At 47.2% G+C, this 24,114-nt stretch carries 18 protein-coding genes; all 18 read left to right on the top strand.

What is annotated here, in order from left to right:
- The first annotated feature begins 45 nt into the window (after positions 1 to 45).
- The 18 genes from HP564_RS06275 to HP564_RS06190 all read left to right on the top strand — a co-directional run bounded on the left by HP564_RS06275 (position 46) and on the right by HP564_RS06190 (position 24,109).
- Positions 46 to 798 carry a glycosyltransferase family 2 protein gene (locus HP564_RS06275; RefSeq protein WP_371241245.1) on the top strand — a complete coding sequence of 251 codons (753 nt, stop codon included), beginning with the start codon at positions 46 to 48 and terminating at the stop codon, positions 796 to 798.
- A gap of 40 nt (positions 799 to 838) precedes the next feature.
- Positions 839 to 1,873 (top strand): glycosyltransferase, encoded by a 1,035-nt coding sequence (locus tag HP564_RS06270; RefSeq protein WP_371241243.1) that lies wholly within the window; start codon positions 839 to 841, stop codon positions 1,871 to 1,873.
- Positions 1,874 to 1,963: 90 nt separating this feature from the next.
- Positions 1,964 to 4,174, top strand: a complete 2,211-nt coding sequence (locus tag HP564_RS06265; RefSeq protein ID WP_371241241.1) for a phage tailspike protein — start codon at positions 1,964 to 1,966, stop codon at positions 4,172 to 4,174.
- A 187-nt stretch (positions 4,175 to 4,361) separates the two neighbouring features.
- Positions 4,362 to 5,624 carry a colanic acid biosynthesis pyruvyl transferase WcaK gene (gene wcaK, locus HP564_RS06260; RefSeq protein WP_371241239.1) on the top strand — a complete coding sequence of 421 codons (1,263 nt, stop codon included), beginning with the start codon at positions 4,362 to 4,364 and terminating at the stop codon, positions 5,622 to 5,624.
- Positions 5,625 to 5,628: 4 nt separating this feature from the next.
- Complete coding sequence (locus HP564_RS06255; protein WP_371241237.1) at positions 5,629 to 6,852, top strand: glycosyltransferase; 1,224 nt, start codon at positions 5,629 to 5,631, stop codon at positions 6,850 to 6,852.
- A complete protein-coding gene (locus HP564_RS06250; protein WP_371241235.1) occupies positions 6,849 to 8,189 on the top strand; it encodes a lipopolysaccharide biosynthesis protein in 1,341 nt (446 codons plus the stop codon). The genes HP564_RS06255 and HP564_RS06250 overlap by 4 nt, the downstream gene beginning before the upstream one ends.
- A gap of 276 nt (positions 8,190 to 8,465) precedes the next feature.
- The gene (galF, locus tag HP564_RS06245) at positions 8,466 to 9,362 is read left to right on the top strand and encodes a UTP--glucose-1-phosphate uridylyltransferase GalF (protein WP_371241233.1); all 897 of its coding nucleotides are present in this window, start codon (positions 8,466 to 8,468) and stop codon (positions 9,360 to 9,362) included.
- 51 nt (positions 9,363 to 9,413) lie between these two features.
- A complete protein-coding gene (gene galE, locus HP564_RS06240) occupies positions 9,414 to 10,427 on the top strand; it encodes a UDP-glucose 4-epimerase GalE (protein WP_371241231.1) in 1,014 nt (337 codons plus the stop codon).
- A 584-nt stretch (positions 10,428 to 11,011) separates the two neighbouring features.
- Positions 11,012 to 12,094 (top strand): dTDP-glucose 4,6-dehydratase, encoded by a 1,083-nt coding sequence (gene rfbB, locus HP564_RS06235; RefSeq protein ID WP_371241230.1) that lies wholly within the window; start codon positions 11,012 to 11,014, stop codon positions 12,092 to 12,094.
- Positions 12,075 to 12,977, top strand: coding sequence for a dTDP-4-dehydrorhamnose reductase (gene rfbD, locus HP564_RS06230; protein WP_371241228.1), 903 nt, complete (start codon positions 12,075 to 12,077; stop codon positions 12,975 to 12,977). Before rfbB ends, rfbD begins: the two co-directional genes overlap by 20 nt.
- Before the next feature lie 37 nt (positions 12,978 to 13,014).
- Entirely contained in the window at positions 13,015 to 13,896 is an 882-nt protein-coding gene (gene rfbA / locus HP564_RS06225; RefSeq protein ID WP_371241226.1) for a glucose-1-phosphate thymidylyltransferase RfbA, read from the top strand.
- A 2-nt stretch (positions 13,897 to 13,898) separates the two neighbouring features.
- Positions 13,899 to 14,447, top strand: coding sequence for a dTDP-4-dehydrorhamnose 3,5-epimerase (gene rfbC / locus HP564_RS06220; protein WP_371241224.1), 549 nt, complete (start codon positions 13,899 to 13,901; stop codon positions 14,445 to 14,447).
- Between the two features lie 91 nt (positions 14,448 to 14,538).
- Positions 14,539 to 15,468 carry a glycosyltransferase family 2 protein gene (locus HP564_RS06215; protein ID WP_371241223.1) on the top strand — a complete coding sequence of 310 codons (930 nt, stop codon included), beginning with the start codon at positions 14,539 to 14,541 and terminating at the stop codon, positions 15,466 to 15,468.
- A 91-nt stretch (positions 15,469 to 15,559) separates the two neighbouring features.
- Entirely contained in the window at positions 15,560 to 16,378 is an 819-nt protein-coding gene (locus HP564_RS06210) for an ABC transporter permease (RefSeq protein WP_371241221.1), read from the top strand.
- The gene (locus tag HP564_RS06205) at positions 16,368 to 17,783 is read left to right on the top strand and encodes an ABC transporter ATP-binding protein (RefSeq protein WP_371241219.1); all 1,416 of its coding nucleotides are present in this window, start codon (positions 16,368 to 16,370) and stop codon (positions 17,781 to 17,783) included. Before HP564_RS06210 ends, HP564_RS06205 begins: the two co-directional genes overlap by 11 nt.
- A gap of 63 nt (positions 17,784 to 17,846) precedes the next feature.
- The gene (locus tag HP564_RS06200; protein WP_371241217.1) at positions 17,847 to 21,758 is read left to right on the top strand and encodes a methyltransferase domain-containing protein; all 3,912 of its coding nucleotides are present in this window, start codon (positions 17,847 to 17,849) and stop codon (positions 21,756 to 21,758) included.
- A gap of 1 nt (position 21,759) precedes the next feature.
- The gene (locus tag HP564_RS06195) at positions 21,760 to 23,091 is read left to right on the top strand and encodes a glycosyltransferase family 4 protein (RefSeq protein ID WP_371241215.1); all 1,332 of its coding nucleotides are present in this window, start codon (positions 21,760 to 21,762) and stop codon (positions 23,089 to 23,091) included.
- 85 nt (positions 23,092 to 23,176) lie between these two features.
- A complete protein-coding gene (locus tag HP564_RS06190; RefSeq protein ID WP_371241213.1) occupies positions 23,177 to 24,109 on the top strand; it encodes an NAD-dependent epimerase/dehydratase family protein in 933 nt (310 codons plus the stop codon).
- The last annotated feature ends 5 nt before the right edge of the window (positions 24,110 to 24,114 follow it).

Raw genomic sequence — 24,114 nt, 5'->3', positions numbered from 1 at the left:
CGGGAGCGTTTTCCCGGAACGACTCTTTTCTATTCAGGTATGAATATGACGAATCATGTTGGCACCGTAGGCATTGTGATGCCGATGTATAACGCCCATCAGACGGTCTTACGCGCCGTACAATCGGTGATGAACCAGACCTGGCCAGACTGGCACCTTTACCTGATCAACGACAAATCCACCGACGATTCGCTGGCGCTGGTGCGCGAGCACTGTAAAGACCCGCGTATTACCATTCTCGACAATGCGGTCAACCTCGGGGCGGCGGAGACCCGCAACGTCGGGCTGCGTGCCGCGAAAGAGGAGATTATTGCGTTTCTTGACAGCGATGATGAATGGCACGTCGACAAACTGGCGCAGCAGGCTGCTGCGATCGCGGCGGGCGATGACTTCGTGATCACCGAATATCACTACAAAACCAAAAAAGCTGACCACGATATCACCTACAGCAAGCCTTATCTTCAGCAGGAAAACTTCGTGAAGAAGCAGTACCGCGTCTGCTTCTCCTCGGTCTGCTTTCGCCGTCCGCCGCAGGGCATTTTCTTCCAGCGTAAAGGGCATGAAGACTTTCTGTTCCTGTATGAACTGTTCACGCGTTACAAGCAGGCGCGCGTTATTCAGAGCATTCTCGTCAACTATTACGAGTTAGGTGATTCTCTTTCGCGCAACAAGAACAAAGCGGCGAAATGGCATCTCGAATTATTAAGAATTATCTATAAAAACAATCCTTTAAAAATCTATTACTATTACGGCTGGTATATGGTGAACGGCGTGCTGTTTACCCTCAAGCATCGATAACAGGATTGTCTTTTTACTCTTTTGAGGTGGGTAGCGTTAAATGAAAAAAATCGTCCTGGTGATCAAAGATGCCTATTCCTACGCCGGCACTGAGAACATCTGTAACTTTATGTCGGAGTGTCTGGGCGAAACGCACGACGTCACCATCTATTCGCTGGAAGGCAGCGGTAAAACCTTCTATCCCTTCGAACATGCTAAATCGATTGTCAGCTTCGAAGGGCACAGTAATCCGATCAAAAGCATCGTTAAGCGCATTCACGCCGAAGATGTCGACAGTGTGTTTTTGATCAGCATGGGGCGTTTGAGCGTGATGTTCGCCTTCTGGAGTCTGCTCTCCGGCAAGAAAAAACGCTTCAAGGCTTACGCCTGCGAACATATCGCCATCAACTCCTTCAGCAAGCCGATCAAACTCCTCAAATACCTGCTGCTGCGCTACTACGATCGGGTCATCGTCCTCACCGATAAAGATCATCAGGTCTTCTCTCGCTGGCGCATTCCAAGCAAGCAAATCCCTAATCCGGTGGTGTACAAAGCTTTTGAGCGTCATTCACGCAGTCGTCAGGCACTGGCAGTGGGCCGTCTCGATCATCAGAAAGGCTTCGATCTGCTGCTGGATATCTGGCGTGACTTTGTTCAGACCCATCCGGAGTGGACGCTGGTGATCGCGGGCGATGGCGAGCTGCGTCAGGCGCTGGAGGATCAGGCTGCGGCACTGGGTATCAGCCAGAGCGTTAACTTTGTTGGCCGCGTCAGCAACATCAATGACTACTACCGCGACAGCGATATGGCGCTGATGACGTCACGCTACGAAGGGCTGCCGCTGGTGCTGCTGGAAGCCAAATCCTGGTCCCTGCCGGTAGTGGCGTATGACTGCCCAACCGGCCCACAGGAGATCATTAATGAAGGTGAAGATGGCTTTCTGGTGCCGATGAACGACAAAGCGACCTTCCTGGCGCGCATGGAGCGGCTTGCCAGCGATGACGCACTCTTTTACGCCATGAGCCAGAAAACAAAAATTACCGCGCTGAAATTCGACGGTAAGCAAATCAAACAGAGCTGGCTGGCGCTGGTTTAGCAGCGGCAAGGGACGGGCCTGATTGCAACGTGCCTCAGGGAACACTGTTATGGCCCATTGCGCGGCCCCATTGACCACGGGATTTGATGCATGAAAAGAAGAGAAGTCTTGCAGACCGCAGCCTCCTCCATTGTTGCCGCGCTGTCCGTCAGTGCATTTTCCAGCTATGCAGCAAAAAGCAGCGGTGTCGCGCTGAAGGCGGTTGACCCCTCAGCAGTGCCAAAAGGCGACGTGCCGATTCTGACGCCGGAAAATCTCTACGCCATGCCGCCGCAGTTCTGGCAAGGTTTCGACGGGAAGTTATGGATTGGCAAAGCCGGTACCGATGCCAGCCAGGCCGGGAATCAGATCCCGGTGTTCCTGCGTGACGACAGCGGAAAGCTGTCACAGATCGCTCAGCCGATTGCGCTGAACAAAGGCAGTTTTGCCCGTTTTATTCATGACAACGCCGCACTGATTGCCGATCCGGTGCACTCTATGACGGTAAAAGATAACGACGGGACCACGCTGTTTACCATCCCTGACGTCAGCCGCCCTGGCCAGGCGGCATTCAGCCAGCGCCTGGCGCAGCCAGGCGGCTACCAGCTGATTGGTGAGATAGCCTCGGTTGAAGAGCTGCGCAAAACCCGCCCGCTGTTCGAAGGGGCAAAGGTCAAGCTGAAGAGCTGGCATGAAGGTCTGGAGGTGGGCGGCGGTGAATTCGTCGGCAGTTTCCAGAGCGCAAACGATGACGGCGGGGTCAATTTTGCCGGTGAGGGATTCGCCTGGCGACGCGTGGTTGATGACTTTAACCGTCTGTCGCTGTTTGATTTCGGTGCCATTGCCGATGGTAAGACCGACGCTGCGCCAGCCATCAAGGCAATGTATCAGTGGTCAGAACAGGCGCAGCAGCCCATCTGCGTGCAGTTTCCCGCCGGTACCTTTTTCGTCTCCTCCTGCGACTTCGGCAGCGAAGGCCGCCGCTTTTTCCGCATTTCCGGTGCCATGGTTAACTTTGGTTACTTTCCGGCCACTACCCTTATCTCAGACGGCCAGTCAGATTTTGTCTTTAACGTCAATGCGCGCTGGGTAGAGATCTCCAACCTGATCTTCAACGGCAACACCGACAAGCATCCTAACCAGCAGGGGCTGTTCCGCAATACCTGCCAGGGTGGACAGTTCTTCCGCGGTGCCTGCCTGCGCTTCAACGCGGTGGGCGGCGATGCGCTCAGCCTGCTCGACACGCTGGACTGTAAAATCGACCAGTGGTACGCCTCGCGCTGCACCGGCGATGTGATCAAAGCGGGCTGGTCAGGCCGCAAAGCCGGTGCCTGGGATCACAGCACCGCTATTGAGCTCTCCAACTTTAACGCGCAAAACTGCCGGGGCGGCAAGGTGTTGAACCTGCCGCGCTGTAGCCAGTCGATTATTCACAACGGCTGGATCGAACACTGTGATTACCCGGGCGATATTTCTAACGGGCAGTGGATCATCGATGCGCTGAGCCTGGAGGATTGTAGAAACCCGCTTATCGCGCATAACTCGCGTCTCAATATGCGCCAGACCAACCTGCAGTCAGGTAGCTGGATCGATAACTCTGATCAGGGTGACCGCTGGCTGAACGTCTGGGAGATGGGATCGACGCGCGTGGAGTCTTACGGCGTCGCTATCGACGGCAGCCTGAAATACAACTACATCACCTCACGCTGGCGGCTGGAGAACAACAGCGACCAGCAGAGCTGGTTCGAGCTGGGCACGCTCTACTCACCTGACGTAGGCGATAGCTGGGAGATTGAAATCTTTGGCCAGTCGGAATTCAGCAATGGCAGCAACAGCCAGCCGCTGATGAATCCGGTGAACGATCGTTCAACCGGTGGCCGCGCGGTTATCCATGTGCAGCGCAAGAAGAACAAGGCAGAAGCGAGCTGGTCGGCTGAAGGCAGCAACCCGGTCGTCGAGGTGCGCTACGTGGCGGCGAATGACAGCGAAGTGCGTATCTTCGCTAAGCTGGCCGGCTGGACGCCCTCGGCCGTGGTGCTGATGAAAACCACCAGCAAGGACCGCTTCGTCACCGGCCGTTGCGCACGCGTCAGCGCCCGCATGGAGAAAGCCGCGCCGCCTTCGGGCAATGTGGTGGCGCCACAGCGCTTCAGCCTGCACAACGGCAAAGCAGGCATCGGCGGCAACGAGCAGGGCGATCTGCTGCTGGCGTCGCGCGCGCTCAGCGCTGAACAGGTGGATACCAGTAAGCCTAAGGGATTTATCTCCATGGTGATCAACGGCGAACAGTGCGCCGTGCCCTATTTTGCAGTGAAAGGTTAGTCTGATTTATCGCGCGCAGGGAAGGGCGCGAGCAGTACCTGACGGAGCTGTTTTTTGATTGTATTTTGGCTTTTTTTTAAACACAGAGTTCACTTTGCCAGTTCAGGACATGGCGGCTTGTTTATCCGGCACATCGCATTCACTTCAGGCCGGATAAAAAATTAAAAGAAATTTTTCGGAGTTGTTAATGAAAATTTTATTGGTGGGTAACCATACGTGTGGGAATCGCGGGGATGGCGCGATTCTGCGTGGGCTGATCGATTCGATGAATGCCGCCCGTAGCGATCTGGAAATTGATGTAATCAGCCGTTATCCAACGAGCTCTGGGTACTTACTTCAGCAGGATATTAAGCAGGATTCGCTGTTTTTACATAACAGCAAAGGCGCTAAAGGTCTGGTCGGCACGCTAAAGCGTAAGGTTGCCAACCGACTGATGCCGAACATTATGATGGCGCATCTGGGCAAAGGGGGGGTGTTCAAATCTTTTGCTGTCCCGGCGCATCTGGCCGCCTTTACCGACAGCCTGAAGGCCTACGATGCCATTATTCAGGTCGGCGGATCGTTCTTTGTCGACCTCTATGGCGTCACGCAGTTTGACCACGCGCTCTGCGCCCTGATGGCAAAAAAGCCGCTCTACATGATTGGCCACTCGGTAGGCCCGTTTCAGAACCCGCGCGTGAATGCGCTGGCCAGTTTTGTTTTTGATCGCGTTGACAGCCTGGTACTGCGTGAATCAGTCAGTCTCGATCTGATGAAAAAAGATGGGGTGACAACGCGTAAGGTCGCGCCGGGCGTGGATACGGCCTTTCTGGTGCGCGCGCGCAGCGTGGCGCAGCCGAGCCACAATCTGCTGCACTGGCAAAATATCATCAGCAGCCGCAAGACGATCGCGATTACGGTGCGCGAACTGGCACCGTTCGATAAACGTCTGGGCGTGACGCAGAAAGAGTATGAGGCCGCTTTTGGGCGGGTGATTAACGCCATGATCGCCGAGGGCTATCAGGTGGTGGCTTTTTCGACCTGTACCGGCATCGACAGCTACGCCAAAGATGATCGTATGGTGGCGCTGACGCTGCGTGACAGCGTCGAGCAGCCTGAACATTACCATGTCATCATGGATGAGTTTAACGACCTGGAGCTGGGCATTCTGCTGGGTCACTGCCATCTCACCATCGGTACGCGTCTGCACTCCGCGATTATCTCTATGAACTTTGGCACTCCGGCCGTCGCCATCAACTATGAACACAAATCCATGGGCGTGATGAACCAGCTCGGCCTGCCGCAGATGGCGACCGATGTGAAGAGCCTGATGGATGGCTCGCTGATCGGCAAAGTGAAAGATGTTCTGGCGAATTATGACGCCATTAAACAGCAGGTTGACACCGCAGTTGCACACGAGCGGGATGTTGGAAACCGGATCACAGAAGAGATCCTCAACGTATTGGGGTAATGCTATGAAACTGACTTTTTTCACCATGCGTTTCCCGGTCGCCTCTGAGACCTTCGTGCTGAACCAGGTGACCCATTTCATTGATGCCGGTTATGACGTGGAGATTATCTCTGTGTTTCCCGGCGATCTGGTAAACCGTCATGCCGCGTTTGACGAATACCAGCTGGCGGCACGTACGCACTATTTGCTGCCGGAAGAGAAAGTCTCAAATATCGACAAGCTTAATCAGCGGTTAAAGCTGGTGCTGCCAAAGGTCGCGAAACCGGCGCTGATCCGCTCGCTTAATGTGCGCCGCTATGGGGCGCAGTCGAGCAAGCTGCTGCTGCCTTCTATCGTGGCCAATACCAGCCAGCCTTATACCGCCGACGTCTTTCTGGTGCACTTTGGCTATGCGGGCGCGCTGGCCAACAAGCTGCGCGAGCTGGGCGTCCTGGTGGGCAAACAGGCAACGGTGTTCCACGGCGCGGATATTTCGCGCCACCATATTCTCGAAGAGCACAAGCAGGATTATGTAAACCTCTTTGAACAGAGCGAGCTGCTGCTGCCCATCAGCCATCTCTGGGAGCGCAAGCTGATTGAGATGGGATGTCCGCCAGAGAAAATTCACGTGACGCGCATGGGCATTGAGCCGGAGAAGTTTAACTTCCAGCCGCGCCAGGCGTTTCATGCACCGCTGCGTATTGTTTCGGTGGCGCGTCTCACGGAGAAAAAAGGGCTGGATGTCGCCGTCAGGGCGAGCGAGATCCTGAAACAGCGCGGGGGTCAGTTTGAGTTCACCATTATCGGCAACGGCGATCAGGATGAGATGATGCGCGAGCATATCGCCCGTGCCGGTCTGGAGGATTGCGTGACCATGCCAGGCTTCAAGCCACAGGAGGAGATCCGTGCCGCGCTGAGCGAGGCGGATATTTTCCTGTTACCCTCTAAAACCGCCGCCGATGGTGATATGGAAGGGATCCCTGTCGCACTGATGGAGGCGATGGCGGTGGGTCTGCCGGTGGTTTCTACCTTCCATAGCGGCATTCCTGAGCTTATCGAGAATAACGTCTCAGGCTGGCTGGTGCCGGAGAACGACTCCGACGCACTGGCCGATACGCTGCTCAAACTGTCGCAGGGCGACGTCGACGTCGTGCCCGTTGTGGCGGCGGCGCGGCACAAAGTCGAAACGGAATTCAACCAGCATATTGCCTACGGTGAGCTGGCGCAGTTGCTGGAGCGTCTGGTGTGAGTGGATTGAAAAAACAGGCGGTCTGGCTGTTTGGCAGTACCCTGTTCGCCGCGCTGTTGCAGGTGCTGCAACTCAGCGTGCTGGCGCGCAAGCTGGAAGCGCATGAGCTGGGGCTGCTGGCGATCATCAACGCCATTCTGGCGGTGGCAACCGTGCTGCAGGATATGGGCATGAGCAGCTATCTTGTCCACCGTCAGCAGATTACGCGCCGCGAGCAGAGCACCATCTACTGGGTCAACGTGTCGCTGAGTCTGGTAACCGGCCTGATTCTGCTCGGTGTCGCGTATCCGGTGGCGTGGTTCTACCATCTGCCGGAGCTGGTGGGGCTGATTATGCTCACCAGCCTTAACTTCCTCGTGCTGGGGCATCTGTCGCAGTATCAGGCACACTACATAAAGACCAAACGCATGGTGCTGCTCGCTAAAATCGAGATGGGCACCAGGCTGTTTGCGTTTCTCTGCACCGTGGCGATGCTTTACTTTACCTCGTTAACGGTGGCCGCCGCGATACTGGGACTGTTTATCAACGCCTTTACCCGCATCCTCTGCATGATCGCCTTTGGCGAAAAGGCATGGCGTCCGACATGGGAGTTTGATAAAGCGACCTTTGTCGGGGCGGTGCGCTATGGCGTCTACCAGCTGGGTTCACAGACCATTAATCAGCTGCGCACGCAGGCCGATGCGCTGATTGTCGGCAAAGTGATGGGCGCGGAGATGCTTGGCATCTACTCGCTGGCCAAAGAGCTCATCCTGCAGCCGCTGAAACTGGTCTCACCGGTAATTAACCGCCTGGCCCTGCCACGTTTTGCCGAGAAACAGCAGGATCCGGAGCAGCTGAAAAAGCTGTTTCTGAAGGGAACCTTTGTCATCATGCTGTTCAGCAGTGCGATGTATCTGGCTATCGGCATTCTTTCACCGGTGATCGTACGCGTGCTCTACGGTGCCTCTCATGAGCAGGTTTATCATCTTATTCCGCTAATGCTGCTGTTCGGTATGCTTCGGCCTATGGGGGGACTCACTGGCGCGATTTCTCAGGCGAACGGACAGACCAACGTTGAGTTCTACTGGAATATTGTCGCAAGCCTGGTGGTGCTGGCGGTGCTGGCAACAACCTTTATCTGGCCCAACGTGCTCTACGTGGCGTTGACGCTGTCAATCTCACAGGTGCTGATCTCCGCCTTTGCCCATCCGTTCTTTATTAAGCCGGTTATTGGTATCCGCTTTATGCCTTATGCACGGCAGTGGGTCTCGGTGTCGGCTCTGTTTATCGCCCTCATGGTGCTGGTCAACCATTTCAACCTGTTTGTTATGCCGGAATGGTTTGAAAGCTGGCTGTGATCGGCATGCAATACTATCGGGCGGCCAGGGTGCCGCCCGAGTCTTTTTTAGCCTGGCATTAACCCATTGCGAGTCACGCTGCGGTTAACGCTTTTCTCGCATGAGTTAGCCGTTGTCTTTACTCACCTTATGGCGTCGCTGAACAGTGGGAAAAAGATGAATTTCTAAGGGATGACAGGCATTTAGTGTCGGATTTTCGGATAAAGATTATACTTGCAGTTCTGGCCGATCCTGCATAATCGACCGCACGTATTCACTTCATGAAATGGAAAAAATATGACCAAGCTTAAAGCAGTAATCCCGGTTGCGGGTCTCGGTATGCATATGCTCCCGGCGACGAAAGCAATTCCTAAAGAGATGCTGCCTGTCGTCGATAAGCCGATGATTCAATACATCATTGATGAGTGCGTTGCCGCAGGCATCAAAGAGATCGTGCTGGTCACCCATGCTTCCAAAAATGCGGTGGAAAACCACTTTGATACCACGTACGAACTGGAAGCGCTGCTTGAAGCGCGCGTAAAACGTCAGCTGCTGAGCGAAGTGCAGTCAATCTGCCCGCCGGGCGTTACCATTATGAACGTGCGTCAGGCGCAGCCGCTGGGCCTGGGCCACTCTATCCTGTGCGCGCGTCCGATGATTGGTGACAACCCGTTCGTCGTGGTGCTGCCGGACGTACTGCTGGACGACTCTACCGCTGACCATTTGCGCTATAACCTTGCCGCTATGGTGGCGCGTTTTGAAGAGACCGGCCGCAGCCAGGTGCTGGCACAGCATATGCCGACTGCCGATCTTTCTGAATACTCCGTGATCACCACAGAGCAGTCGCTGGATAATCCAGGCGACGTCAGCGCCATTACTGACTTCGTTGAGAAACCCGAAGATCCAGCGCCGCTGAACTCCGATTTGGCCGCGGTTGGCCGCTATGTGCTCTCTGCCGATATCTGGGGCGAGCTGGAGCGTACCGAACCAGGCGCCTGGGGCCGTATCCAGCTTACCGATGCTATCGCCAGCCTGAGCCAGAAGAAGCCGGTAGACGCTGCACTGCTGATGGGTCGCAGCTTCGACTGCGGTCGTAAGCTCGGCTATATGCAGGCATTTGTCTCTTACGGACTGCGTAGTAATGGCATGGGTCAGGATTTCCGCGCCGCCATTGAGAAAATTCTGGCAAAATAAAACCTTCACCTTTTGCCGCGTACCGACGCGGCAGCTTTGACAGGAGCTCACATGGCTATTTTGGTAACGGGCGGGGCGGGGTACATCGGCTCCCATACGGTGCTGGCGTTATTGCAGCGCGGCGACGACGTTGTAGTACTGGATAACCTGTGCAACGCCTCGCGCGAAGCGGTTACTCGCGTTGAAAAGCTGGCAGGTAAAAAAGCGGTCTTCGTCGACGGAGATATTCGCGATCGCGCCTGCCTGCGTGACCTGTTCGCCAGCAATCACATCTCTGCAGTGATTCACTTTGCGGCGTTAAAAGCCGTGGGGGAATCTACCCGCATGCCGCTGGAATATTATGAGAATAACGTCGCGGGTACGGTGGTGCTGCTGGAAGAGATGCGCGCTGCGGGCGTCTATGATTTCATTTTTAGCTCTTCGGCGACCGTCTATGGTGCCGATGCGCCGGTTCCCTACGTGGAAACCACGCCGATTGGCGGCACCACCAGCCCTTACGGCACCTCTAAGCTGATGATTGAGTTTGTGATGCGCGACTTCGCCTTTGCAGAACCGAAATTCAGAGGCATTGCGCTGCGCTATTTCAATCCGGTGGGGGCACACGAATCGGGCGAGATTGGCGAAGATCCGAGCGGTATTCCCAATAACCTGCTGCCTTATATCGCCCAGGTGGCGATTGGTCGCCTGCCGCAGCTGGGCGTGTTCGGCGGGGATTACCCAACGCCAGACGGCACCTGTCAGCGCGATTACATCCACGTTGTCGACCTGGCGGAAGGGCATCTGAAAGCGCTGGACCATTTACCTAAAGTTGAAGGCTACAAAGCGTATAATCTGGGCGCGGGGAAAGGTTATTCCGTGCTGGAGATGATTAAGGCATTTGAAGCGGCGTCCGGTAAGCACATTCCCTATGAGATCAAACCGCGTCGCGATGGTGACCTGGCGGCGTTCTGGGCTGATGCAAGTCTGGCTGATAGAGAGCTGGACTGGCGCGTGTCGCGTGGGATCGAAGAGATGATGCGTGATACGTGGAACTGGCAAAGTAAGAACCCGAACGGGTTTAACTAAACTGACCAGGCGCCTTGATGAAAACAGCTTTAATCAGGGCGCTTACTATTTGAATGATTCACAGTACAAGTAAAGATAAAGTATTATCTTTTCTCCAGTCACTCAGAACTAACCTGATTTCTTCTTTTACCCGCCTCTCATATACGCACAAACATACGATGGTTCATCCTGCAACAAGATAAATCAACAAATGCGATAAATTCATAACTTATATTTGACAGTGTCAATGTTATGAGATAGAGAGTTGTGCTTTCGTTCATAAAGTAGGCTTGTAATCGTATTTGATTGTTAATCTATTCGTTTTACCGCAAAGTCAATGGTACAATTTTGTATTAAGAGTATACGCAGCTTATATGAATAATTCGTTAAATAATCAATAAGTTGTGTTTACCCGAAAAAGTGTTGCACATCGCCTGGCATTGAGAGGCAGGTGCAATCACCCTTTAAAAGATAATAGCACTCTGGGAGCTGTAACTCAGGGGCGGTAGCATGGCTAATCAGGGACGAGTAAAGATGCGATCCTGGCGTTTTGTTCAGTGACCCTTCACCTCAGCCTGGTCCTAATTTCTTTCCGGAGAAGAGTTATGAAAATCCTTATTACTGGCGGCGCAGGTTTTATTGGATCGGCGGTTGTTCGACACATTATTCAGAACACGCAAGACTCTGTCGTTAACGTTGATAAATTGACTTATGCGGGAAATCTCGAATCGCTGAAAGAAATCAGTGATAATGAACGTTATATGTTTGTTCGCCTTGATATTTGCGATCAGCATGCTCTTTCAGAGCTTTTATCAAAGCATCAGCCTGACGCCATCATGCATTTGGCTGCAGAAAGCCACGTCGATCGCTCTATCAGCGGTCCTGCTGAATTTGTACAGACCAATGTTGTAGGAACATACAGCCTTCTTGAGGCATGCCGCCAGTACTGGTCTACTCTTGATGAAAGTCGTAAGAAAGTCTTCCGTTTTCATCATATTTCTACTGACGAAGTATATGGCGATTTACCGCACCCAGATGAAATGAGTGGAGAACTTCCCCTCTTTACAGAGTCTACGCCATACGCACCAAGCAGTCCCTACTCAGCGACAAAAGCGGCGAGCGATCATCTTGTACGCGCCTGGGGACGTACTTATAAACTTCCGGTTATTATAACAAACTGCTCCAATAATTACGGCCCTTACCATTTTCCTGAAAAACTCATCCCACTTATTATCAGCAATGCACTCGAAGGTAAGCCTCTACCGGTATATGGTAAAGGAGATCAGATTCGCGACTGGTTGTATGTTGAAGATCATGCTCGTGCTCTTTATACCGTAGTTACCAAAGCTCAGCCAGGCACGACTTACAATGTTGGCGGACATAACGAAAAGAAAAATTTAGAGGTAGTTGAAACTGTCTGTGCCCTGCTTGATGAGTTGTGTCCGAAAACAAGTAAATACAGCGAACAAATTACCTACACGACTGATCGCCCGGGTCACGACCGTCGTTATGCGATTGATGCTTCCAAAATTGAAAAAGAATTAGGATGGAAGCCACAGGAAACCTTCGAAAGTGGATTGCGCAAAACAGTTGAGTGGTATTTGAACAACTCCGAATGGGTCGCGCGAGTCAAAGGTGGGGAATATCAGAACTGGATAGAACAGAATTATGAACAACGAAATAGTTAAAATAGTCCTGTTTGGAAAGAATGGTCAAGTGGGCTGGGAGTTACAGAGAGCTCTGGCTCCCCTAGGTGAAGTTATTGCGCTCGATCGTCACTCACAAGATTTTTGTGGTGATCTGGAAAATCTCAAGGGGATAGGCCAGACTATTCGTTCGTTGAAGCCATCCGTTGTCGTAAATGCCAGCGCCTGGACAGCAGTTGATAAAGCCGAAAGCGAGAAAGAAAAAGCATATCTGGTTAACGCCAGTGCCGTAGGGGAATTAGCAAAGGCCGCAGAAGAAGTGGGGGCCTTATTGATTCATTATTCCACAGATTACGTTTTCGATGGTTCTGGAACGCATAAGTGGAAGGAAACAGAGCAGACGGGCCCGCTTAATGTTTATGGTGCAAGTAAACTGGCTGGTGAAGAGTTAATTCAGCGCTACTCCAAAAACTATTTGATCTTTCGTACTAGTTGGGTATACGCAGCTCGTGGGAACAATTTTGCTAAAACGATGGTAAAACTGGCCCAGGAACGTGAAAAACTTGCAGTGATAAATGACCAGTTTGGCGCGCCTACTGGTGCTGACTTGATTGCAGATTGTACCGCTCATGCTTTACGAGTAGCGCTACAAAAATCTGAAACAAGTGGAATCTATCATCTGATAGCCGGAGGCGAAACCAGCTGGCATGATTATGCAGTTAAAGTTATCGAACACGTACGCAAACTCGGAGTTCCACTAACCGTCAAGAAAATAGATGCCGTGCCTGCAACTGCTTTTCATACTGCAGCGCAACGACCTCAAAATTCCAGGCTTTCAACGGCAAAGTTTCAGCAGACATTTAATCTAACGTTACCTTCATGGGAAACTGGCGTACAGCGAATGCTGGATGAATTATACGCCTAATAGATATTAACGGATTTAACATTTAATGGTGAATGTGGTGAAAAAAAGCAAAGGTATTATTCTGGCTGGTGGATCAGGCACTCGTCTTTACCCTGTAACAATGGCAGTAAGTAAACAACTACTGCCGATTTACGATAAGCCTATGATCTACTATCCACTTAGTACGCTAATGTTAGCAGGCATTCGTGATATCTTGATTATCAGTACACCACAAGATACGCCGCGTTTCGAAAGTCTCCTTGGCGATGGTTCGCAGTGGGGCTTAAGCATTCAATATAAGGTTCAAGAAAGCCCAGATGGGCTGGCACAAGCTTTCATTCTTGGCGAAGATTTCATTGGGGAAGACTGCTGCGCATTAATTTTAGGTGATAATATTTTTTATGGCCATGACCTGCATAAACAGCTTGAAGATGCATGCAAACAAGAGCACGGAGCGACAGTTTTTGCTTATCATGTTCACGATCCAGAACGTTATGGCGTTGTAGAATTTGACGAATCAGGTAAAGCTATTTCTCTGGTAGAAAAACCGACTGAACCACGCAGTAATTATGCTGTTACAGGATTGTATTTCTACGATAATCAAGTTGTGGAAATGGCTAAAAATTTAAAACCCTCTCCACGCGGCGAATTAGAGATTACTGATATTAATAATCTTTATCTGCAAAAAGGGGAGCTGTCTGTATCTATCATGGGACGTGGTCATGCATGGCTCGATACAGGAACGCATGCCAGCCTGATGGAAGCTAATAACTTCATTCATACGCTGGAATCCCGTCAGGGTCTCAAAGTTGCGTGCCCGGAGGAAATCGCTTTCCGCATGGGATTCATCGATCGCGATAAACTCACTACCCTCGCTCAGCCTTTTCTAAAAAATGACTATGGCAAATATTTGATGGCGTTGGTGGAAGGACGACTATAATCATGAATATAATTGATACAGAAATCCCAGATGTCAAAATTATTGAGCCACGCTTGTTTGGAGATGAGCGCGGCTTCTTTTTTGAAAGTTTTAACAAAAAAGCATTCACCGACGCTGTCGGATATGAAGTGGATTTTGTTCAGGACAATCACTCCCTTTCAGTAAAGGGAGTACTACGTGGTTTACATTATCAATCAGCGCCATATGCACAAGGCAAACTTGTTCGTTGTGTAGAAGGCGAAGTGCTGGATGTAGCAGTAGATTTAAGAAAATCATCATCTACTTTTGGTCACTGGGTCGCTGTTAATCTAAGTGCAGAGAACAAACGGCAGCTCTGGATCCCTGAGGGATTTGCTCACGGCTTTATTACGTTAAGCGATCGCGCTCAGTTCTTGTATAAAACAACAAATTATTACCATCCTGCTTCAGAAAAATGCATTATCTGGAATGATGACAACTTAGATATAACATGGCCTAAAATGCCAGAAATGACTTTATCAAAAAAAGATAAAGAGGGTCTAAGTTTCAGGCAGGCCGAATTGTTCGAATAAACTGACTAATGCTGGGGTTAATGTAGTCCGCCAGGTTTGTGATGACGGTGTTGGGACTGATTTATTTAAGATATCTAGTGCTGGGTTTTCAATGTTATCACTAAAAGACAAAGAAGTTGCGATTCTCATGGCGACATACCAAGGGCAAGATTATATTCTTGAGCAACTCAGTTCAATAGCAGCTCAATCTTACCCTCACTGGAAATTATATGTTTCAGATGATGGATCAAAAGATAACACTCTTGAGATTATAAAAGCTTTCAGTCTTGAGAACAAAATCACTATCCCTGTCTATAAAGGCCCTGAACAGGGCTTTGTCAAAAACTTTCTGACTATGCTTTCATGTAATGATATCAAAGGCGAATATTTTGCATTTAGCGATCAGGATGATGTATGGCACACAAATAAACTTGAAAAAGCACTACAATGGTTTGAAAAAATTCCCGCATCAACCCCGGCATTATATTGTACGAGAACTCACCTGATTGACAGTGAAGGTAAAAGCATAGGCCATTCACCATTATTTACTCGCCAACCGGCCTTTAGTAATGCTCTTATCCAAAGCATTGGAGGCGGTAATACTATGGTGATAAATAAAGCTGCACGCGATATTATTGTAAAAGCGGGTATAGTTGACGTTATAAGTCATGACTGGTGGATGTATATTCTTATCAGCGGCGCAGGTGGTAAAGTTTTTCATGATATTGAATCAACCCTGGATTATAGGCAACATCAAGGTAACTTGATCGGATCCAATCTTGGATTAAAAGCTAAACTGCTAAGGCTTGAAAAAATTTTCCAGGGGCAATATAAAGACTGGAATGAAAAGCACATTCGTTCAATCGACAAGAATATCGATATCCTGAGCGTGCAAAATAGAAAAAAATACTATCTTTTTAAAGAAATCCACACTGGATCTTTCTTAAAAAGGATGAGTGCCTATTTCAAACTTGGTCTATACAGACAAAGTAAAATGGATAGTGTGGGGATATTCGTTTCGGCTTTGTTCAAAAAGCTCTAGTTAACTGAGTATCCTTATTCGGTCATTAATCTTGGATGTGATGTCAGAATAATTTTTCTGATTAAATGGTAATAGTTGAAGGTGCAATTCAATGCAACGCTTTTCGATTAGTCCTGTTGAAATGGTTGGCTCCTTATGGAGAAACCGATATCTGATAAAAGCAACGGCGAAACGTGAAATTCAGAGTCGTTATCGGGGATCGGTTATGGGAATATTCTGGTCTATACTTACTCCCTTGTTTATGCTGACGGTTTATACTTTCGTTTTTAGCGAGGTTTTTAAGGCACGCTGGCATGGTGGTTCATCTTCTAAAGGAGAGTTTGCACTGCTTTTATTTGCTGGCTTAATAGTATTTAATATATTTTCTGAATGCCTTAATAAATCCCCAGCAATAATATTAAGTAACGTTAATTATGTGAAGAAGGTAGTGTACCCCCTTGAAATACTTCCTGTTGTGAATGTTTTTGCTACATTATTCAATGCAACAGTTAGTCTTCTTGTTTGGATTGCGGCTTATCTCATTTTTAACGGGCTACCCCATTATACAATTATCTATTTCCCCTTAATTGTCATTCCGCTTGTGTTCATTACGTTAGGACTTTGTTGGTTCATCACTTCTCTGGGTGTGTACTTGCGAGATGTGGGCCAGTTTATTGGTTTGTTGACCACAGCCCTTATGTTTATGAGTCCAGTTTTTTATTCAGCAGATATTTTGCCTGATAATTTCAGAACGTTAATGTACCTCAATCCTTTAACTGCGGTTATCGAACAAACTCGTAACGTGTTGTATTGGGGCCAAACCCCAGACTTTAAAGTTATCGCAATTTATTGGGTGGTTGCATTTGTCATTTGCTGGTTAGGTTTTGCCTGGTTTCAGAAAACGCGTAAGGGGTTTGCAGATGTGCTCTGATTATGCAATCGAAGTAAATAACGTCAGTAAATGTTATCATATTTATGATCGTCCTTCAGACCGTCTTAAGCAATCTGTTTTTTCAGGATTGCGTCGTATGGTTGGTTCATCTGATAAACCCTATTTTAGAGAGTTTTGGGCTTTAAAAGATATTAGCTTTAAAGTCAAAAAGGGCGAGTCTGTTGGTATTATTGGTCAAAACGGTTCGGGTAAATCAACGCTATTACAAATAATATGTGGGACATTAAACCCTACTTCAGGACAAGTCAAAACTCAAGGTAGAATTGCTGCACTACTTGAGCTCGGCTCAGGTTTTAACCCTGAATTCACTGGTCGTGAAAATATTTACATGAACGGCGCAGTTCTTGGTTTGTCCAGGAAAGAAATTGATGAAAGATTCGATGAAATCCTGGCTTTTGCAGATATTGGTGAGTTTGTCGAGCAGCCAACGAAAACTTATTCGAGTGGCATGTTAGTGCGTCTTGCATTTGCTGTACAAGTTTGTGTTGAACCTGAAATTTTAATAGTAGATGAAGCGTTGGCAGTAGGCGATGCGCTTTTTCAAAAGCGCTGCTTTGAACGCATGGAAAAATTACGGACTAACGGTACAACACTATTATTTGTTTCGCATGATCAAGAATCGGTGCGAACCATGACAAATAAAGCAGTTTTTCTTGAACATGGTGTTATAAAATTCTCAGGAACATCTGCAGATGCGTTGCTTGAATACCGTAAAACGTTACATGAAATAGAGTCTGCTAAGCTCAATGAAACTGCCAGACATTTAAAAGAAAAAGCAAGGAAGAACCGTGAAGAAACGCAACATGTTATTGAAGCAAATAATGTTGTTTCTACCGACGAAATAATGTCTGACGGCGAAGAAAAGCCTTTTTCAGAAAGACTTAAAACTTTTTCATTTGGTGATCTTGATGCTGAAATTACTGAGGTTGAAGTTTTTGATGCAAATAACGAACCTTGTTCGCATTTCGATCCCAGAGACGAAGTGCGAATTATAGTCCATTGCAAATCTCATGCAGACTTGAAACACCTTAACGTCGGATTACGCATTAGAAATAAGGAAGGTGTGAAGATCTATTCCTGGGGGACTTTGAATCAGGATATTTCTATTCGGAGTGGTGTTAAAGCCCATGGTGAAGTTTTTTGGGAACGCAGTTTTTGCAAAGATCAAACTTTTAAAGTTCAGTTCACATTTACATGTGGTCTGGGGCCAAATCTTTATGAAATACAGGCTTCAATCTCTGAAGAGGGTAAGCCCTATTATGCAGAACAACGCATGATACACTGGATTGATGAAGCAGCTTTCTTCACTGTTACAATTGAACCAAAAACCTATCACTTTGGTGGTGTAGTAGATATGGGCATGATTAGCGAATTAGCTGAATAATCACCCAGGCTGATCACTATCTATGAAGCATTTTTTAACAGAATAATGTAAGCGATTATTTAAATGAATACTACGAATATATCCGAATTGACTGATGAAATTCTTAATTCCTGTGGCGGTAGCAAATTTCTCCATGTTGGAGATGATTCAGGATTGCTGGTAAATTCTTTGCTCTCTCTTGGTATGGATGCATACGGTATAACATCCACAGTTGAGGCGGCTGAATATAATAATTCATTAATGCAAGGCCGTTTTTCACATGCCAACATTTTAAATTTGCCCTATCCCGATAAAGCATTCGATACATCAGTCATCACCTTTTCGCTTGAGAATTTATCACACGATGATTTACCAAAGGCAATTGCAGAAATATATCGTGTGACACGTCGCTCTGTATATTTGCGCATTCAAACCATAGCCCACGGAGAAGACCATCTTTCTGTTATACAAGACAGACGTGCGTGGGAAATGTCATTTTTCAATGCCGGATTCCGAAAGCATCCGTCTTATTATCTAATTAACGGTTACGAATCGCTAGGGCGTGAAGGGGAAGAAATTACTATCCTCCTTGAAAAGATTCCATCCGAAGCATACAAACGCTACCCACTCGAAGCTCTTAAAGAAGAACGCGATTTACATATGGATATGACGCGTGAAGCCGGAGAACGCTCAGATGCACATATTGCCAGATATCAATGGGCAGCCACGTTTGTCAGGCCGGGTGATACAGTTCTTGATGCAGCTTGTGGGCTTGGATATGGCAGTTATTTAATTCAGTGCGGCACAACTGCTGAAAAAACCATCGGAATCGATGGTAGTGATTATGCTATTGACTATGCACATCATAACTTTGCAGGGTCTGTAAAAAATTTGAGCTTTCAGACAGGTATGCTTCCTGAAGCTCTCAAGGCCATTCCTGATCACTCAGTTGATGTAGTCATTTCATTTGAAACACTCGAACACGTTCCTGACCCGGAAGGACTACTTGCAGAGTTTCATCGCGTACTCACCCCAGCAGGAAGAATCATAGTCAGTGTTCCAAATGACTGGAGTGACGAAACAGGTGAAGATCCTAATCCATTTCATCTGCACATCTATGATCTCGATAAATTAAGAAATCAAATCAAGATTAATTTTGAGCTTGAGCAAATAGTCGTTCAGTCTGCTACACAATATAAAAATGGATTAGGTAGTAAGCAGTGGTTACCAGCCAGACGGGAACTTTACAATATTGCTACTGATACGGAATCTGTTTCTGCACCTAAGGCTGAATGGTGGCTAGCAGTTGGAATGAGACCCATACTGGAAGGCGATAATATTCCATATTGCGAAACACAATTTAAAACGTTTGATAACCAATTCTGGAATGTAACAAACTTTTCAAAAGATTATAAAAACCCATGGTTGATTCGCGGATTAGTTGATATTGGCCATCGTTTAAAAGATAAAAAACTATTAAGTAAATTAGCCGATACTGTAACCAGACAGTATCAAGAAAACTCAGCTGATGTTGGCGCTGCTTTATGTGTGCTTGGCTACCAATTACTTTCGAGTGTGCAATCAGTTGATACCAATGAAATAGTGGAATTTACTAATAAAGCGAAAAGCTTTATCGACCAGTCTACGGATACACCTCATGCATTTCGCTGGAAAGTATCTCTAAGTTTCGTCGTCGGCAAGCTATGGTTAAAGGCTGGACAGCACGACAAAGCAAAAGAAGCACTACTCAAGTGCGTCGAGCTGGATCCATTGGTTTTTAGCCCATTGCTGGCTAATCGTACTATTGAAGCCTTTTTGTTACTGGGCGTTCTGGCAATTAATACCGGTGATAAAGGTGCTGCGTCTAATTTCTGGCGTCAGGGAATTCGGCTTGCCAATAAAGCTGTGACCGCAGACTGGCGTTCAAGCCTTGGTGATATGAATGAGCCAGTAGAGTTTGGCTTGCCTGAACTGGCTTCAATTCTTGATTATGCCAGTACCTGCGCATATGCTTTAGTCAACATTGATGATTTTTCTAATAAACCCTGGTGGTGGCTGCAGTTGCGTAGAAGCCGTAATTCTCAGGCTTCAATGCTGGAAAGAAAATTGAATGCACTTCATGTACTGGGTGAGGAAGTGAACAAACTTAATGAGGTTTTAGTTGCTAAGGATATTGCTATATCTGAGATTAGCAATTTAAATCAATACAATACCAATATCTTGACTAAGCTACAGGCTGAGCTGGGAGAAAAGGAAACCATTATTAGTCAGTTACAAGAATCCCTGACTAAAAAGGAAGCGATGCCTCTGGGCATTGAAAAAGAGCTTGTTATTAAAAACCAGCTTCTGAAGGAAACCGAACTCAGCTGCGAATACAAAGATAAAATTATTCAAGAGTTAAACAGGTTTCATGAAAACAAAAATAAAATCATTAATGAGTTATCAAACACTCTTGCAAGCAAAGAAAATCTGATTCATGAATATACGGGAATGCTTGATAACTTAAATAAAGTTAACAGCGAAGCTAATGCTGCTCTGGAAGCGAAATCAAAAATCATTGATGAATTGAACGCTAGCCTGAATGAAAAGGAAGCATTCACCCAAGAGATATCTCATTCATTATCTGAAAGGGAAGCCGCTTTTGATGTGCTTCAAAAAGAACTAAACCGCAAGGAGATGCTTATAAACGAGCTCTCTAATAATATTTCAAACCTTAACGAACAATTAAATTCACGTTTAATTCGTCTACGAAATGTAGCGGCACAACCCTGGAGTATCAGAAAGACTTTACATCTTTCTTACTTATTAACTTCACTGGCTACGCCTTTGGGTATACGTCGTTCACTTGCTCCTGTTGTTTCCAGGTTGCGTGCCAAATATGCAACTCGCCCAGCTTCTGTTGTAGAAGTTGAACAAAATAACGCTGAGACAGGTTATAGAGTGCAGGTCCCACTGGTTAAAGAAAACGCGCCTAAAGTTGCCCATGTGATTGCTAACTTTATGACGGGTGGTTCTTCAAGGCTAGTTGTGGATTTAATCGAGTACCTTGGGAATGATTACAAGCAATCAATAATTACCAGTTACATTCCTGATCCTCCGGCATACATCGGTGTTGATATTGAAGAATGTCGCTTCCCAGTTGATAGTGCCCCGTTTATCGAGTACTACCAACGTCATGCACCGAATTTCATTCATGTTCACTACTGGGGAGATGTTGATGAACCCTGGTATGCCAAAGCTATTGAGGCTGCACGAATTTTAGGTATACCTGTCATTGAAAACATCAACACTCCGATAGCGCCTCATGTTTCAGATGCGGTAAACAGATATGTCTACGTGAGCGACTATGTCAGACATGTTTTTGGGCAGGACAATGATGCTCATGTGACAATATACCCTGGATCAGATTTTACAAGATTCATGCGTAATGACAGTGAAGTTGTGCCTAAAGATTGTATCGGCATGGTTTATCGACTTGAAGGTGATAAGCTCAACGAAAAAGCGATTGAACCTTTTATACGTACAGTGCAAAAAAGACCGCAAACTAAGGTTTTGATTGTTGGGGGAGGAAGTCTTTTAGTTCCTTTCCAGGAGGCGGTAAAAGCGGCTGGTGTTGAGGCAAACTTCGAATTCACAGGCTATGTAAAATACGATGAACTACCGGGCCTTTATCGTCGTATGTCATTATTCATTGCACCGGTCTGGAAAGAGAGTTTCGGTCAGGTTAGCCCATTTGCGATGAACATGCGTGTTCCGGTTATAGGCTATGACGTTGGCGCCATTAGTGAGATTGTCAATTCAAAAGCTATGCTTGCGCCCGCTGGAGATGCAGAAGCACTCTCTGACATTGCAGTTAAATTACTAGACAATGATGCGACGAGAAATCAATTAGGTAAAGAACATCAGCTAAGAGCGAGAGATCATTTCTCAGTTCAGGCTATGATTAGCTCATATAGCCATCTGTATGCTGATGTCGTTAATGACAAAGTGAAATAATATGAAGATTGTATTTTTTGTGCATTGTTTCTTCCCGGACCACTTTTATGGTACTGAAACTTATACGCTGGGTTTAGCCAGTCATTATCGCTCATGGGGCCATGATGTTGCTGTTGTGAGCGCTGTTTTCCAGGGTGAGCCAAAACAGGAAGCCCTGATAAACCGCTATGATGTTCAGGGAATTCCTGTCATCTCTATAGATAAAAATCAAATTCCACACTCACGAGTTAAAGAGACCTACTATCAGGTAGAAATGAAAGAGGTGCTGGAAGAGGTTCTAAATGAACTGAAGCCAGATATTGTCCATGTCACCCATTTGATTAACCATACGTCAGTTCTCCTCGAGGTTACGGGCAAGCTCAATATTCCAACATATGCAACCTTCACAGACTTTTTTGGATTCTGTTTCAATAATAAACTGGAGGCTGCAGACGGAAGTCTGTGTGCGGGTCCTTCACCTTCAAGGTCCAACTGTTTAGCATGCTATTTGAAAGAAGCCGCACAAGGTGGCTATGCTGATGGCTGGATGAAAAAGGCTGCAGTTCCCGCGATGGCGAATGTCCTGGCAAAAGGTATTATTGCAACGCGTAAAGTCGGTCTATTGAAAAACGAACAGCTCAATGGCCTTGCTGAAGATTTGATTCAACGGCCGGATACGCTGAATTATCTTTATAATACATATTATAAAGGCGCGGTCGCGCCTACCGCGTTTTTGGAAAAGGCCTACAGTTCTAACAATGTCAAAACCCCAATGCATAAAATTTGGTTTGGCATAGATATCGACCGTAGACCTAAACCGATACGCCCTAAAAATCATATACCTGTGATCGCTTTTATTGGGCAAATTGCGCCTCATAAAGGTACCGATTTACTGATAGATGCATTCAAGCGGCTGCCTAAAAATAAAGCTATACTAAAAATATTTGGTCCTACAAATCAGTCTGCAACTTATATGCAGCAGCTCTATGAGATGAGCACTGGCGTCGAAGGCATAGAGTTCATGGGAACATTTGAACAGTCTAAAATGGCTGATATATTTGCAGATATTGACTTGTTCGTTATTCCTTCACGCTGGTATGAAAACAGTCCACTCGTCTTGCTTAACTCACTTGCGACGCATACACCAGTAGTCGTTTCTGATGTAGAAGGCATGACTGAATTTTTAACGGAAGGCGTTAACGGCTATAGTTTCCAGAGAGGAAACGCAACAGATCTTTACCATAAACTCTTGAAAATTCTTGAGTCTCCGGAAAATTTAACCAATCTATCACTTACGACCAATTACGAAAGAACCACCGAAGTTATGGCAAAAGAGACGTTCGCCATTTATTGAATATCAACTAATGATACCGAGCCTGCTTAACTACTGAGTAGTTACAGGCTTTTTCGTTAGTTCGTAACATATTAGGGAGTTGATAATGAAATTAGTGGTTTTTGGTGGCGGTGGTTTTATTGGATCCGCAATCTGTGACAAGTTACTGGCTGACGGTCATCAACTTCGGATATTTGAGCGTCCACGCGTTCCCGCCTATCGAGAATTTACAGGCCTGGAAAACGTAGAGTGGATGACAGGCGATTTAGGTAATATTCATGATCTAAATGCTGCTATTGAAGGAACTGATGCAGTTGTTCACCTTGTTTCTACAACACTGCCTAAAAGTTCTAATGATGATCCAGTATACGATGTACAAACTAATATTGTGCCAAGCCTGCATATGCTGAATGCTATGGTAAAGCTAAATGTTAAAAAAATCGTATTCATATCATCAGGCGGTACGGTATACGGCGATCCGCAGTATATACCAATTGATGAAAAGCATCCGACAGAACCAGTGGTTTCTTATGGCATTACAAAATTAGCGATTGAAAAATATCTCCATATGTTTAGCAAACTACACGGTTTGAAAACCGTGACTTTGCGTGTAGCTAATCCATACGGTGAACGCCAGCGTATTGAAACGGCTCAGGGTGCAGTGGGTGTTTTCCTACATCGGGCTTTGAATAACCAGCCTATTGAAATTTGGGGAGACGGAAGCGTACAGCGTGACTATATTCATGTTAGTGACGTAGCTGCTGCCTTCGCTAAGGCAGTAACTTACGAGGGCCAACAAGAAGTTTTTAATATTAGTTCAGGGCATGGCACGAGTCTGAATGATTTGATAAACATGATTGAAAACGTTTTGCAACGTAAACTCGCAGTCAATTACCAACCGGGTCGTTCTTTCGATATAGACATCAATGTGTTGAGTAATGAGCTAGCAAAAGCAGAACTTGGCTGGCAGCCCCAGATTACTATGCAAAATGGCCTTGAGCGTACAACAAAATGGCTGCTAGATTCCCTAAATAAATAGCTGTT

The sequence above is a fragment of the Pantoea sp. KPR_PJ genome (assembly GCF_041386365.1).
GTDB lineage: Bacteria > Pseudomonadota > Gammaproteobacteria > Enterobacterales > Enterobacteriaceae > Pantoea.
The sequence above is the reverse complement of the archived record's forward strand: the minus strand, read 5'-3'. Positions and strand labels throughout refer to the sequence as shown.